The sequence below is a fragment of the Paenibacillus sp. SAF-068 genome (assembly GCF_051967555.1).
Taxonomy (GTDB): Bacteria; Bacillota; Bacilli; order Paenibacillales; family Paenibacillaceae; genus Paenibacillus.
In genome coordinates this window covers 2392655-2408338 of sequence record NZ_JBQCJX010000001.1, presented here as the reverse complement: position 1 = coordinate 2408338, position 15684 = coordinate 2392655, and the positions used below count along the sequence as shown (strand labels likewise).

General features: G+C 43.7%; 13 protein-coding genes. 3 read left to right on the top strand and 10 right to left on the bottom strand.

From position 1 onward, the window contains the following. Nucleotides 1–19: 19 nt before the first annotated feature. The 7 genes from ACTHPG_RS10460 to ACTHPG_RS10430 form a co-directional block, all read right to left on the bottom strand. Nucleotides 20–838 (bottom strand): MerR family transcriptional regulator, encoded by an 819-nt coding sequence (locus ACTHPG_RS10460; protein WP_440390218.1) that lies wholly within the window; start codon nt 836–838, stop codon nt 20–22. Nucleotides 839–1090: 252 nt separating this feature from the next. Further along, a complete protein-coding gene (gene arsC / locus ACTHPG_RS10455; RefSeq protein WP_440389149.1) occupies nt 1091–1510 on the bottom strand; it encodes an arsenate reductase (thioredoxin) in 420 nt (139 codons plus the stop codon). 38 nt (nt 1511–1548) lie between these two features. Next, on the bottom strand, nt 1549–2844 hold the full coding sequence (locus tag ACTHPG_RS10450; protein WP_440389148.1) for an arsenic transporter: 1296 nt from the start codon (nt 2842–2844) through the stop codon (nt 1549–1551). Between the two features lie 71 nt (nt 2845–2915). After that, entirely contained in the window at nt 2916–3242 is a 327-nt protein-coding gene (locus ACTHPG_RS10445) for an ArsR/SmtB family transcription factor (RefSeq protein WP_440389147.1), read from the bottom strand. Nucleotides 3243–3384: 142 nt separating this feature from the next. Continuing rightward, complete coding sequence (locus tag ACTHPG_RS10440) at nt 3385–5853, bottom strand: FAD-dependent oxidoreductase (protein ID WP_440389146.1); 2469 nt, start codon at nt 5851–5853, stop codon at nt 3385–3387. Beyond that, entirely contained in the window at nt 5850–6164 is a 315-nt protein-coding gene (locus ACTHPG_RS10435) for an ArsR/SmtB family transcription factor (RefSeq protein ID WP_440389145.1), read from the bottom strand. Before ACTHPG_RS10435 ends, ACTHPG_RS10440 begins: the two co-directional genes overlap by 4 nt. Nucleotides 6165–6395: 231 nt before the next feature. Beyond that, nucleotides 6396–8207, bottom strand: coding sequence for a family 43 glycosylhydrolase (locus ACTHPG_RS10430; protein WP_440390217.1), 1812 nt, complete (start codon nt 8205–8207; stop codon nt 6396–6398). A 347-nt stretch (nt 8208–8554) separates the two neighbouring features. On the opposite strand from ACTHPG_RS10430, the gene ACTHPG_RS10425 reads away from it, so the two are divergent. The 3 genes from ACTHPG_RS10425 (at nt 8555) to ACTHPG_RS10415 (ending at nt 11324) form a co-directional block, all read left to right on the top strand. Further along, a complete protein-coding gene (locus ACTHPG_RS10425) occupies nt 8555–9913 on the top strand; it encodes an alkaline phosphatase (protein WP_440389143.1) in 1359 nt (452 codons plus the stop codon). Between the two features lie 392 nt (nt 9914–10305). Then, nucleotides 10306–10746: a CBO0543 family protein gene (locus ACTHPG_RS10420; protein ID WP_440389142.1), complete on the top strand. Its 441-nt coding sequence runs from the start codon at nt 10306–10308 to the stop codon at nt 10744–10746. Nucleotides 10747–10853: 107 nt separating this feature from the next. Then, the gene (locus ACTHPG_RS10415; protein ID WP_440389141.1) at nt 10854–11324 is read left to right on the top strand and encodes a ferritin family protein; all 471 of its coding nucleotides are present in this window, start codon (nt 10854–10856) and stop codon (nt 11322–11324) included. A 126-nt stretch (nt 11325–11450) separates the two neighbouring features. Here the strand turns inward: ACTHPG_RS10415 and ACTHPG_RS10410 are convergent, their stop codons facing one another. From ACTHPG_RS10410 to ACTHPG_RS10400, 3 genes are all read right to left on the bottom strand, one after another. Next, entirely contained in the window at nt 11451–12338 is an 888-nt protein-coding gene (locus ACTHPG_RS10410) for a cation diffusion facilitator family transporter (protein ID WP_440389139.1), read from the bottom strand. A 326-nt stretch (nt 12339–12664) separates the two neighbouring features. After that, nucleotides 12665–14965, bottom strand: coding sequence for a stalk domain-containing protein (locus ACTHPG_RS10405; protein ID WP_440389137.1), 2301 nt, complete (start codon nt 14963–14965; stop codon nt 12665–12667). A gap of 255 nt (nt 14966–15220) precedes the next feature. Continuing rightward, entirely contained in the window at nt 15221–15664 is a 444-nt protein-coding gene (locus ACTHPG_RS10400; RefSeq protein ID WP_440389136.1) for a MarR family transcriptional regulator, read from the bottom strand. Between the last annotated feature and the right edge of the window lie 20 nt (nt 15665–15684).

The window sequence follows — 15684 nt, the reverse complement described above, 5'->3', positions numbered from 1 at the left end:
TCCACTCCATCTTCTTCAGTTATCTATTTAATATTGGAATTTGTATTTCTATAAATTGTGCATCTTGTTCTTGAGATAAGGGTAAATACAATTCCCTACCAGCTTCGTTCTCCTTGATCAGATAGTTATTCTTCTCAATCCATGTAGCTAGATGAACACAGGCTTTACAGGCAAAGGTGGCATTGGAACGATAAGCTATGGTGGCCATCATGGGCTCAGCAGGAAGAGTCCGCAGTTGAAATGGGTCGGGAGGTGATCGCAGCTCACAAGTTAAGAAGTAACCTATTTCAAACTCGAACTCTTCCTCTTGTCCTGCGATTTCTTTCCATAAAACAACCTGAGGACCGTGGATCAGTTGGCGCATTTCTTTTGATAATGACTGATCAAACTGACGAAATAAACTCGGAATCTCCTCTTCCCTCCCGCACCCTGTCTGAAAAAGAAACTGCCGAGCACTTTCCTCTTTTATTCGGATTTCTTGCCCAGTTTCGACGTGCCCCTCTTCCTCTATAAGCTGCATGCGTTCCTCGATTCTGACGAGTTTGGCTTGTTCCGTATCAATAATCTGCTGAATTTCGCTTCTTTTTAGCTTAAACATGCCTTGAATATTCTCCAATGTAATATGTTCCTGTAACAGCTGTGTAATTTGTGGCAACGTAAACCCCAATTCTTTATAAAAGAAGATTCGGTTGAGCTCGAGGAGCTGATCTGCGGAATAGTAACGGTAACCCGTATCGTGATCCACCTTTCTCGGCTTAAGTATGCCAATCTGGTCATAATAACGCAGTGTCTTTAATGAGACCCTACTTAACTTGGAAAACGTACTGATTTTGAACAACATATCATCTCCAATCTTTTAACATAATGCGAGTATATAGTTTCCCGTACAGGGGAAAGTCAAGGGTATATATGCTTCTCATTTGCCTAGCTAAAATCAATCACCGCCCTTCTCATCACTCTATGTTGCTGTTATGGGTAAGTCAAAGAACCGTTTCTGAATGAAACGTTCATTTTTTTTGAACAAAAAAATGCCACTCATCGTGGCATTCTCTCGGTACTCATTCAATTATCCTGCTCAGTCAGGTTTGTATTATTTCCCGGTTTCAGCAAATGTTTTAATACGCTCCCCGATCTGGTCACGAACCCTTTGGAATACGGCCCATTTCTTTTCATCTGTACCTTGCGCTTTGGCAGGATCATCAAATCCCCAGTGCTCTCGCTTCACATGTGGAGGCGTCATTGGACATTTATCTGCGGCATCCCCACACAACGTGACTACGAAATCAGCGTTGTTCAACAACTCTGAATCAATGATGTCCGAGGTTTGAGTTGAAATATCCAGATCAACTTCGTTCATGGCTTCAACCGCTTTTGGATTCAGACCGTGGGCCTCAATTCCTGCGCTATAGATATTCCAGTCCTCACTCAGATATTTCTTGGCCCAGCCTTCGGCCATTTGACTCCGGCAAGAGTTGCCTGTGCACAGGAAGTACAGTGTTTTTTTACTCATGTTCATCGTCTCCTTGTTACTTGAATTATAGATTGCTTTTATAGAATGCTTAACCACAGATACAGACCCACTAGCGTAATAAACAGAGTCGGAATGGTGATTATGATACCCGTCTTGAAGTAAGTGCCCCATGAGATTTTGACACCTTTGGTGCTAAGTACATGAAGCCAAAGCAGGGTCGCAAGTGAACCAATCGGGGTAATCTTGGGACCTAAGTCCGAGCCAATAATATTGGCATAGATAAGCGCCTCCCGAACAGTCCCTGTAGCTGTGGTTGCATCAATGGCAAGCGCATCAATCAACACGGTAGGCATATTGTTCATCAGGGATGAGATGATTGCCGCGATAAAGCCCATACCCATTGTTGCAGCAAACAATCCTTGATCAGCCACAGCCTGAATGACTACGGCCAACAGATCGGTCAAACCTACGTTACGTAGACCATAAACCACGACATACATGCCGATGGAGAAAAATACGATGGCCCACGGCGCTTCTTTGACAACCAATGTAGCTGGTACAGCTGAACTGCGGGAAGCCATAATCAGGAAGAATATCGCGACAATACCTGCCACAAGAGATACGGGAATTCCGATAAATTCACTGGTAAAGTATCCAATGAGAAGAACGGCTAACACCACCCACGACAACCGAAACATCTTCATATCCTTAATGGCAGTTGCCGGAGGTTTCAATTCACTGGCATCAAATCGTTTGGGAATACTCTTGCGGAAAAAGAGATACAGTACACCTATACTCGCCGCCAGTGAGAACAGATTTGGAACAAACATCCTTCCTGCGTACTCCATAAACGTAATACCAAAGAAATCGGCAGACACTATGTTGACCAGGTTACTTACAACGAATGGCAAGGAAGTTGTATCCGCAATAAATCCACTGGCGATAATAAATGGAAATACTTTTTTCGCATTGAAATTCAATGCACGTACCATGGCTAGAACAATCGGCGTTAGAATCAGTGCGCCTCCATCGTTGGCAAAGAAAGCAGAAACCACCGCTCCCAGGATGGAGACGTAAACAAACATACGTACACCATTGCCATGAGCGGCTTTGGCCATATGTAAAGCAGCCCATTCAAAAAAACCAATACGATCCAGAATTAATGAGATCAGAATGATTGCGACAAAAGCAAGCGTGGCGTTCCATACGATTCGTGTTACATCCCATACATCTTCCAAATTGACCACACCCGCAAGTAAAGCAAGGATTGCTCCGCCGCAAGCAGACCAACCAATGGACAGGTTTTTAGGCTGCCAAATAACGAGTACAAGTGTAATCAAAAAGATGATGCAGGCTAACAGCGTAGAAAACAAAACGATCCCCCCCTTTCAGTTCTCTTAATTTACATTGGTATATAATGATATGCTTATATATTGATCAAAAATTAATTACATACTGATGTAAAGTTTTCTTTATTTAACGATTTAAGAATAGTTGCTTTATCCGGCATCAATTCCAGAACAGATGAAATATAAGGTGTATTCTCTACATTTAAAGAGTAGTATACCCACTGACCACGTTTACTTTCTTTAACCAAGCCTTGATCCTTCAGTTTGCGCAAATGTTGACTAATTCCAGGTTGTGACATGTCTAAAATCTCTACAAATTCACACACGCACCATTCACGTTCTTTGAGGAGTGTAAGGATCGTAAGGCGTGTTTTATCACCCAGCAATTTAAGCTTATCCGCTACCTCTTGCATAGAATCCATAGCACTTCCTCCTTCAATACATATAAGTGTATGCTTATATTATAATATCAAAAAAATGAAGTCAATGTTTACTTGATGATTAAGTCCAAAAAAGCGTTGGTTCGAATTCGAATCAACGCTTTTTTGGAGTTTGTGATAAATTTTATATAAACAGATTATGATTGGCTTGTGAGGCTTGTCCAAGATAGTAACCGACCCCACCGATTTTAACCTCTTCTATTAATTCTTCACGCTGAATTCCCATTAAATCCATGGACATTTGGCAGGCAACGATCTCTACTCCTTGAGCAATTGCGCTCTCTAACAATTCTTCCAACGAAGGTACCTGATGTTTTTTCATTAAACCACGGATCATCTTCGGACCTGCCCCAAACATATTCATTTTGGACATGCCAAGCTTCTGGCTGCCGCGAGGTAACATCATATCAAACATACGACCGATCATCGTTTTTGATAATTTCTGCGGTTGTGACTTACGAATTATACTCAATCCCCAAAATGTGAAAAATAGTGTTACTTTTCTTCCGCTGGCCGCTGCTCCATTTGCAATAATCAGTGAGGCAATCGCTTTGTCCAGATCGCCGCTGAAAACAACCATCGTGCTGGCAGGATCGCTGATGGGGGCATCCGATACGGATTGTGCTGTATTTTTAACCATAACCGACTCAATGGTCCCGCCCTTCATTCGTTCCAGCTGCAGGATTGTGGAACCCGACATCGAGGCCCATGCTTTGACATCTTCGTAGAAGCCTGGATCGGAAGCTTTCACCCGAAGGGTTTCTCCGTTCGAGAGTTGATCCATTTTCTGCTTCACTTGGATTAGCGGACCAGGACAACTCAATCCGCATACGTTCAAGTCATGATCAATACGTTGCGGCTGTGCCGAGTCAGTGGTAATGGACTCCTTTTCCTTACCGTCCAGCGCAGTTTCATGATGATCTTGCTTTGCAGCAGTGAAAGGAGCAGGCTTAAACTGGGCTTGACGGTACGTTTTGTAACCACCACTCAAGTTTGCCACGCTAAAACCATGCTGACGCAGAATTTGCGAAGCTGTATAACCACGCAGGCCGACTTGACAGTATAGCCAGATTTCTTTGGATGGGTCTAATTCATCTAACCGCTCGCGAAGCTCATCGACTGGAATCGAGAGTGAACCCGGAATATGACCATTTTGATGCTCGATTTCACTGCGAACATCCAGAAGTATCGATTGCTCCGGCTGACGATCCGCCAGTTGATTATAGGTGAATGTCTGAACACGCCCGGTGATAATATTCTCTGCTGCATATCCAGCCATATTCACGGGATCTTTGGCAGAAGAATACGGTGGCGCGTAACTCAATTCAAGCTCTGTCAGATCCCGGACATGTCCTCCAAAATGAATGGCTACGGCAATGTCATCAATTCGTTTATCCACTCCATCATAACCGACTGCTTGTGCGCCTAAAATTTTACCTTCCGGTGTAAACAGCAGCTTAAGAGTAATTGCGCTAGAACCCGGATAATACGATGCATGAGAAGCAGGGTGTACAATAACAGTTTGATATTCCACGCCAAGTCGCTGTAGAGTTTTCTCATTACTGCCTGTCGTGGCTGCGGTCATTCCAAAAACTTTGATAATGGATGTCCCTTGTGTCCCTTTATAGGTAGAATGAAGTCCTGCGATACGGTCTGCAACAATACGGCCTTGTTTGTTGGCAGGTCCGGCAAGAGGAATCGTTGCCTTCGTCCCATGAATGGTTTCCGTTACTTCGATGGCATCCCCAACAGCATAGATATGTGGCACACTGCTTTCAAGAGCTTCATTTACGATAATATGTCCACGTTCACCCAGCGAAACGCCGCTATCTTTCAAAAAAGAGGTGTCCGGCGTGACGCCTATCGCAAGAATAACCATATCAGCAGTTAGCGTCTGACCATCCGCAAGTTCAACCCCTATACCCTGCTCTAAGGAATGGAATCCCTGAACACGCTTGGAAAATAACAGGTTCACACCATGATTCTCCATTTCCTGTGCCAATGCGGCTGCTAACTCGGTATCATATGGTGTCAGTACTTGTGCGTTCCCCTCAATCAGCGTTACATCCAGACCCGCTTCCTTTAAATTCTCAGCCATTTCCACGCCTATAAATCCACCGCCTATGACAATCGAAGAACTGTTGTTAGAAGAATTTATCTGGTCTTTGATTCGATCAATATCTGGAATACTTCGTACGGTATAAATTAGCGGATTGTCTTTACCCGGCAGATCGGGAATGAGCGGTTTGGCACCGGGTGACAATATCAACTCGTCATAACTCTCTTCATATGCACCGCGCTCCTGGGATTGTATCTTAACGACTCGCTTCTGCGAATCAATAGCTACAACCTCACTTCTTGTACGTACATCAATACGAAAACGATCAGCCATCCCTTTTGGTGTTTGCACCAGAAGACGCTCTCGCTCCGCAATTGAGCCACCTATATAATAAGGCAAGCCACAATTGGCAAATGAGATATAGGGTCCTTTCTCAAAGATAATAATCTCGGCATGTTCATCCAGACGGCGAAGACGTGCAGCTGCAGAAGCACCTCCAGCTACACCGCCAACAATGAGTACTTTTTTGCTCATGATTCACAATCATCCTTTTCAAACAAAGTTTTGATAATCTGTTCCACCCGTTGATCGGCAAGTACATAGTTCACTTCAAGACCATTCCGCTCTGTAGCAACAATACCTGCACTACGAAGCTTCTGGAGGTGCTGTGACACGGTAGATTGGGGAAGATCCAGACATTCCTGCATATATGAAACATTACATTTCTTCTTCTGCATCAATCCCCGCACAATGCATAAACGAATGGGGTGAGCCAAAGCTTTCAATAGATTAGCGGGTTCATCGAACTGTTTAATATTGTTGCTGTCAAAAGCGGGAGTGTTCAAAAGTATTCCTCCTAAATCGTTATATCGTAATAATACGATTTATTGATATGGATGTCAAATGTATTCTGAAGTGAATGCATTCAATTCGTCGCATACTGGCTCTACTCTAAGGTTTTGGCTTGTTCCAGATGGATGACAAAAATGCCTGCCAAAACCGCTAAAAGCGATATTTGACAGGCAATCATACTTTATCAGGTCTTTATAAATAGCGATTTAATTAAACGTCCTATATTAGAGTATAACCGGCCGAATCAGTCCGTCTTTACCAAATAGAAGCGGGTCCATACATATTTCGCGATGATATCCCTTTCCAGAGGAAAATCTGGATAGTGGCGTGACAAAACGGTGATAGGCAATCCAGTATTGACCCGTGTCAGAATCATTAAATATACAGTGATGACCTGTGCCCAGCATGCCCTTCTCGACATTTTTGCTCAGAATCGGATAATGATAGGTAATAGGACCATAGAGCTGCTCTGCCGTACCGTAATTCACATGATAGTCTTCGCTGCCTGTGTCATCACAGGACCACGTAAAATGGTATAGTCCACCCTGCTTCAAAACGGTTACCGCCTCACGAAAATCATGCAAGCCCGCCAGATTGCTCATTGTGTCCTCAACGACACTTATCATATCTTCATTAAGCTCCACAATGGCAGCATGTCCATTGCCAAATAACAGATACGGTTTTCCATCATCTTCAATATAGATGGAGGGATCAATAGCCTGGCCCATGGTAATGCCCAGACGTTTCAACTGCTCCATTGTGATTAAAGGCTGTGACTCAGCTTGGAAAGGACCCATCGGTTTATCGGCTACAGCAACGCCAATGGCACTCTCGCCGTTTAGCATTTTGCCACAGAAATAAAAATAGAACTTTCCGTTACGGCTGGCAATCGCCGGTGCCCAAGCATTACCGGTTGCCCAGAGGACATCCTCTGTTCCCAGATCAAGGATCACGCCTTCGTCCTGCCAATGCTTCAGGTCTGAAGAAGAAAACACCTTGAACTGGGTGCCCGACCACCCCTCGAAGCCATCCGTTGTCGGATACATATAGTAACGATCCTCAAACTGTGCGACATCAGGATCAGCATATTGTCCGGGAAGTACCTGATGACCATCCCCCAAAGCCGCGAGAAGCCGGCTGCACTCGTCAGCTGTGATTGGCAGGACGCTTCCATGCCGCTTTTGAGTTGCTCCCATGTCAAAATCACCTTCTGGGACGATTCGGAAGTCTCCGCTTCCCAGATCTGTAGTCAGCAGAGGAAGGTAACCTTTGCCTTCAGCAAATCGATCAACAATCAGGCACCATTCCTCCCGGTCATTGAATTTGAAGATTTGAGGTCCCTCCACTCCTGCCAATGCCTCCAGTACAGGCGCTTGCAGCGTATTGAACGCGCCTTTGTCGAGTGAGTCTCCTTTTTCTACTCGTATGTTTTTCGTTGTTTCATCCTTGGAGTATCGATAGTAAGAGCCAGCAGCAGGAAGAATCGTTGTATCAATAATATGATTGTCCCGCTCAATGTATTTTTCCGATGCAGAGAACGTACGAAAGTCTTTTGTGCGAGCGTTGTATATTTTTTGCTTTCGTTCATTCTCTTGAGGTTCCTGCGTGGCAGAAGCCCAGAATACAAGAAACTCATCTGTTATTTCATCATACACAGCTTCCGGTGCCCAGACACATCCAGCCCCCTCAACACCCAATGTGACGTTCCATGGGGATGACCAGTTCACGAGATTGCTGGATTCCCATATAATCACATCACGGCTTCCGGAATTAACGGCATGAGTCCACCCTTTGCCGCTTGCGATGCGGAGATCCGTAGCAATCAGATAAAATTTATTTTCCTTGACGGAACGAATCAGAAACGGGTCCCTTACCCCCTTTTCTCCAAGATCGGAAAACAGCACAGGTGAACCACCATTAAGATCCTTCCAATGAAGACCATCCTCGCTATAGGAGAAATAAACCTGCTCTCCGTCTGGTTGTTCACCAATAAAATGTACAAAGAGATACCCATCATAATTTGGAGTTGTTTTCATCAATGGTAAAGAGCCTCCTGAAAATGAAATTGACTTTATATCAAAAGTCATAAAAATGAAAGCGTTCTACTTATGTTGTATCATACTTCAAAAACAGCGTAATGAGTATATGTTTATAATCTCGTATGTTGTAAATCAGTTGATCTTTCCCCGAAACCACATTGCCCAGATTGCGATGTTTGACTAGCTGCTCATGCAAGATTTAACATATCGCCTTGATTTTACTTCGGGTATACAAAGTTCCTGGTTTTCATTTACAAATAAATGCTAATCTTCTTGATGATGAACAAATGAATATAGATTCATGCATTCATTTTGGTTTTGAGATATGACGAGGAGGAATCATTGTGAAATTATCCAAAAAAGTATTACCAGCGGTAGCGCTGACTCTGGCTGTATCGGCTTCTACTCTCTTGTCTGCTGGACAAGCAAGTGCCGTTCAAGCTGTAAGCGTGGAGAAAAAACAAATTAAGAACATCATCTTCCTCATTGGGGATGGCATGGGTACCTCTTATACTTCCGCCTATCGTTATATGAAAGATGATCCTTCAACGAAGGGCATGGACAAAACCGTATTTGACCCTTATCTGGTTGGGGCACAAATGACCTATCCGGATGATGATAAACAAAATGTGACGGATTCCGCTTCCGCAGCAACAGCCATGTCGGCCGGTGTAAAAACCTACAATGCGGCCATTGCGGTTGACCCTGAACAGAAGGAAGTGAAAACCGTACTTGAGCAGGCCAAAGAAAACGGGAAGGCTACTGGACTCGTGGCTACATCGGAGATTACTCATGCCACACCGGCTGCATTCGGTGCCCATGACATCAGTCGTAAAAATATGGATGCTATTGCGGACGATTATTATGATGAGTTGATTAATGGCAAGCATAAGGTGGATGTACTTCTGGGTGGAGGGAAATCCAATTTTGTACGCGAGGGTCGTGACCTGACGAAGGAATTCCAGAAAGCCGGATTCAGCTATGTGACGGATCGTTCCTCTCTCCTTGCTGATAAGAATCAACAAGTTCTTGGACTGTTTGCGGACGGAGGTCTGGACAAGCTGATTGATCGTAGTGCTGCAACTCCATCACTGGCTGAGATGACCAATACAGCGATTGATCGTCTCAGTTCGAACGACAAAGGGTTCTTCCTGATGGTTGAAGGCAGCCAGATCGACTGGGCAGGACATGATAATGATATCGTTGGCGCGATGAGTGAAATGGACGATTTCGCAGCAGCATTTCAGGCAGCTATTGATTTTGCCAAAAAAGATGGTGAAACACTTGTCGTAGCTACCGCCGACCACTCCACGGGCGGACTTACCCTTGGCAAAGACGGAGAATACAACTTCTTCGCAGACCCGATCAAAGCTGCACTGCGGACGCCAGACTTCATGGCAGCACAAATTGCAAAAGGTGCTTCGGTTGAAGAAACACTGAAAAGTTATCTGAAGCTGGAGCTTATGCCGGAAGAGATTCAATCGGTGAAAGAAGCAGCCAAAAGTGCGGATGTAACGAAGATTGATAATGCCATTGAAGCGATTATTGATAACCGTTCATTTACGGGCTGGACAACAGGTGGACATACAGGTGAAGATGTTCCGGTCTATGCCTACGGCCCGGCAAGTCATCGCTTCGCCGGTTTGATCGACAACACAGATAATGCCAAGATCATATTTGATATTCTCAACAAGCACCAATAATTCGACAATAATTCAGCAGTTTACGATCATCCCTTCTCTTCTTCATCCGAAGAGAAGGGATTTTTTCATTTGCTCTTCCGAATGTTCTAATATGCATTATATCCCAAGGAGTTGGTTACCTTATACAACACCACTTGCATGGAAGGGAGAGAAATCCGATAAATGCAGTTAACGATTGGTTAAGGCAGATCAGCCACAATTATCTACTCATTGTCATAGCTGCGGTGCTCTTTTTTGCAGTCAAAGCAGTCATTGGTTTCTACACGTACAAGCATTATGATAAAAAACTGGATACACTTACAGATAAGGTGGATCGTCTTCTCGAAGAGAAGACTACGGAGTGATGCAGCTTATTTTGAACTATAGAAGTAACAAGCTTTGGGGGAAACTGTATGATAGGAAACATTCTGCTGGGTATGGTCATTCCCATTATATTAGGTGTATGGGTTCTGCGCCGGAACTTAACAATCCTTATTCAATATTATGCACTCGGCGTAGCTGTTTCGGCCTGTATCAACAGTGTGGGATTCAATTATTTCTGGAATATTCTCCCGAATACACGTAATCAATCCTATGCTGCTCTTCCAATGGATCTTGGAATCTACCCGATTACCGGTTGCTTGATGATGTATGCGATTATCGTGAAAGGGGCCAATCCATGGTTAGCGATCCTTGTTGCATCATTGTCGCTGACCTTCATTGAGTGGGTTGCCAAAATGATGGGACATGTCATTTATTTTAATGGATGGAACATTTTTTGGACCTTTTTGTCATACCTCCTGCCATTTGTCATTGCTTATGGTTACAGTAAAATATTGAGATACACCAAGTAAAGTTCCATTAAAGCTTTCGATTAATAAGCCGGGAAAGATTGATATGGGTTAACGCTGATAGGCTTATGTGCATACCCTACCTCATATTGGTCTTGGAGGGATTCGTAATGTATGTAACATATCCGTATGGTTACAGGTACACTTTTAATCCGGTATGGGCAACATCATCAGCCGAAGCACTCGAGTTAATCAAAACGGCTGTGCAGGGAGAACGAAACGATGAGATGTTCTATGATTCACTGATTCAGTTCGCACCTGATGCCAACCAAGCTGCCATTATCACAAGCATCCGCAATGATGAACGCGGACATAATCAAATGTTCCGCCAAATGTACAAGGATCTGACAGGCCAGGAGATTTCGGGCGCAAGCAGTGAGCCGGTTGAGACGGTTACCTCCTATCTTGTCGGATTGCAAAAGGCGTTTCAGGGTGAATTGGCAGCCGTCGAAAAGTATAGAAAAATATGGTTTGGTCTTCCTTATGGCATATATAAAGACACGGTGTGGGGAATCATCCTGGATGAACAGAAACATGTGGATAAATATAACAATCTGATTACTTACAATTTGCCGAGATAGTCATGTGTGGAATATAACGCGTGGATTCTTTCAAAGATGAACAATTAAAAAAAGCAAAAAACCAGTGAATAATAAAACTCACTGGTTTTTTTTGCTGTACAGAATTCTTTATTTTAAAACGTAATATCAAATGCACTCTTTCAACATTTCAGGTTCCACATGAACGTGAACAGTGTACACGTCATGCTCCTCCATTAATTCGTTCTCCACGTCTGTACAGATATCGTGTGCTTGTTGAAGATCCAGCGCAGCATGGACTGTGATGACCACGTCCACTACCGCATTGCTACCATAATTGCGTGCTCTTACGTCCTTGACCTTCTCTACACCATCGATTCCGGCAATGGTCTTTTTGTATTCCTGAATCAGGTCAACATCAAAACCATCGGTCAGATGATGTGTGGCTTCCTTGAAGATGTCCCAAGCCGTCTTGCAGATCAGGAATCCTACGATAACAGCCGTTACAGGGTCCAGCCAGGGTAAACCGAACTGAGAACCCACGATCCCAATGACCGCACCGGTGCTTACCCAGGCATCGGAAATATTATCCCGAGCTGCAGCCATGACCGCCTGGCTTTTAATACGTGTAGCGAGTCTCTTGTTATAGCGATAGACCAGGTACATGATCACTGCGCTGAATATGCCTGTGTACGCGGCGATGATATCCGGAGATTCATGTGTACCCTGGAACACAGAACTAATGGCTTCAAACAGCACTTGTAAACCGACTGCCATCATAATAAAAGAAGCAACAAGAGATGCAACGGTCTCTGCTCTCCAGTGACCATAGGTATGATCTTTGTCGGCTGGGAGTTGGGCAAGCTTCAAACCAATGAGTACAGCTATTGAGGCCACAATATCGGTGGCATTGTTTAATCCATCCGCCTTGAGCGCTTCTGATCCGGCCATGTTGCCAACGATCAGTTTTAATACAGTCAATCCTATGTATGCAATAATGCTGATGATCGCTCCGCGCTCCCCCAGCTTTAGATTGTCGTATTTGAGTTGATCCACAATGATATCCTCCTGCAATCTTCATTTCGAGCACCTGTATGATAGTATCATTGAAGATTTGTGTGGGTCTAGAGAAACGTTTTGAGTGTGACGAAACATAATCTGAAGCGGCAATTTTTTTACGAGTATCCAAAAAAGTTGGGTTTGGCAAACTTAATTATTTTGGGTTTGTTCCTACACCTCATCCCGGCAAGCGGGACAAGAGCTTGTTCCAATAAAATAAAAAAGCAAAGAAACCATCGCCCCAGTAGGTAACGGTTTCTTTGCAAAGCATAACACGGACATCATATTTGTCTTCACACCAGTTATTAAGAGAGATAGCTACCTTACTTCTCCGATGGGAGCGGTGTAAAGAGCAGATTAACCGGCAGGTTGCTTCCTGGCGCGGCTGAGAACAGAATCGTTACGCTCTCTCCAATGGATCCGGTTCGGTAAAGAACGCTTTGTTCACTTGAATTGGCAACCGCAACGTTGCCTTCGGCTATCGATACCAACTGGTTATTCACCAGAGCTACTCCGGAGTACTTCCCTCCACGAGGGTTAAAGGAGATTAGCGTACGCGGTGCAACATTGGTCAACGTGATTTTGTACAATACGCCGAAATTACCCGCATTGGATGCATCTGTGTAAGCCATCGGATCTGTTCCTACCAGATTGGGATCGCTTGAATTGTCACCAAGTGGCAGACGGGCCGGTTTGGTTCCCACGTGCTCATCGTACTTGATGATGCGAGTCGCATTCGGGTAAGTACCCCGGTTGTGTACTCCGTCACGATCAAGCACGGGGAGCAATGGCAAGGCTTCGAACGGATCTTTATTTTCTTCCACCAGGATAACGTTATAGTCTAAAGAATAATCACTATATGCATCCGAATAGAGAGAGATGACTTGTCCTTCTTTCATCGGGATTTTATTAAGTTCTGTCAAAATCAATTTGCTTTCCCCAGGTTGAAGGTACTCTTTCTTTTGATCAGCTCCAGTCTGAATCGACTTGAACCATTTATCAATAGACAGTTTCCCAGCTACGGTAGCATACGGAGTAGGTCCGGCAAAGCCCATATTCTGTTGTTCGAATACAGCCGGATTCGGATTGTTATTGGTTGCAATCACATACATTTTTACTCTTTTGCCTGTATTGTTTACGTGGTGAATCATGAAACGGGTCTGTCCCGAAGATGATTCTTTATACACGATGCCTTCCGTATTCACGGTTTCCGGACTGTTACTACGAATCAGCAAACTTGGCTCATCCATGTACGTATAAGGAACTTTCTCCATGGTAGTCACTTCGCCGCCGTTAAAGGTAAACTTCTGTCCTACCGGCGTGAAGAGTAAATTGAAGTCGGTAAATGAATATAATGTCTCATTGGTTATGGTAATGACTTTGGAGTACGTGTTCGTAGCGCCGTGATTATCCGTAACTGTAAGTGTCACCGTTTTTGGACCTGGTTCAAAGAACGCAAGTGAATTGTTCTCCCATACGGCTTTGACAATATTATTTTCATCATCTGTGCTTTGGTCTGTGTATGTTATTTTTTCGCCCATTTTATATTCTTCTTTATCCGTGGCGAACATGGCTACAGGAGGAAGATTGGGACTCAATACTTCAATGGTAACTGAATAGGGATCACTCCATTGGCCGTTGGAATCCTGTACTTGATATGAAATCGTATATGTACCTGCTTGATCAAATGAATCCTGGCGGCCTGTCCAGCGTTCATCAACGATATCCACTCCATTGGGAGAACTGTTAGAAGTCACGTAGTCCACTTGATCGCCAGCAAAGATTTCCTTTTGGGAAATGGTGAAGCTTGCAACAGGTTTCGTATTCAGATTCAGCACAACCGTCTTGGCCGACTGATTTACTTTATAGGTAATGTTCAGGGCTTGAGTAATGGAAGTTAACGGCACCATGAACGTATTTTTTTGCTGATAAGCAGGGCCTTTCATCGTTCTGGTCTCTCCATTTACCGTATAGTCCTTGCTGTTGGTCTTAAATCGGAGTTCATCCTCACCACTAATGATGATCGTTTCTTTGGTTTTGTTATCGTATTTGACCCCGTATCCCACACGATCAACGAGTGCACGAATTGCAACATAGGATACACCGTTTTTGACAGCCATGGGCTGGCCAGCAAGGTACGTTTTTCCATCCTGCTCCATTTTATTGCTATTCATGTACAACGTCAGATTACCACCTGCTGCTACTGGTGACGTCCCATCAATGGAGGGTTGCTCGATTTTAGCCGGCGTAACTGGTGTTTCTACCTTCTCAGGGTCTTCCTCCTGAACCAATGGTTTCGTGCCCGTATCGTTAGTAGTGGTGTCTCCCCCATCCACTGCAGATTTCTCGCTATCTGTTTTAGATGATGTTCCCTGATCTCCGGTCAAGGTTTTGGTATCCTTGGCTTCAGAGGATTGAGTATTGATAGATTTGTTATTGCTCTCCGTTTTCACTTCTCGCTCTGCAATCGGCTGCTCTTGCTTTAACACCTCTACGGATTCTACTTTGGCTGTGTTGACTGACGCAGTGTCATCTTGCGGTGCTGATTGCGCATTCACAGAACCTACCGCAAATGCTTGAAAAACGGCTAAAGCGGTAAAAATGGATAATTTCTTCATATTCATGCGTTGTCTTTGGCTCCTTCTACTCTCTAGTCATTTATTTATATCCCCTCGAAAAGTCATAGTATTAGACGCTAGATTTAGGAAAAAGTTTCTAATTCGATTGTAAATTATGGATGTAGCACAGGCTACATTAGTTACAAGAGAAATAATTGGCGTTAAATCGTATTTCTTTGGAAATACAAAAAAACGCCAATCTCTTCATTAAGATGGCGGTTTTCACATATCGATGATGTATGGAGACCCAATTCCGGTACACTATTTTTCCTTCATTTGATTTACATTCTTATTTAATTGCCCTAAAATTTTTCTTAACAAGAGAAGCTCCGACTCACTGATATCCGTTAAGAGTTCCTTTGCAAAATGTTCTTTTTCTTTTTGTGAAGTTTCAATGATTCCTCTTCCGTACTCTGTTAATTGAACTAAAATGATACGGTTATCTTCATCTTTTTTTCTTCTGGATACGATATTATTGTCTTCAAGCTGTTTAAGATGTCTAGCAACAGCAGCCTTGTCGAGGGTCACTTTTTTTTGTAAGTCACCTTGGCTGATTTCGATCTCCTTATATATTAAGGCAAGTATTTCAAAGCGAGATTGGCTGATGCTGATGTAGGAATCAAATGTAGTATTTATGGCGTTATTTACGCGGTACATATCGTATAACAACGTGGACTCATTCGACCAATCTTGACTCAAAACCATCACGTCTTTCTTAATCTTAT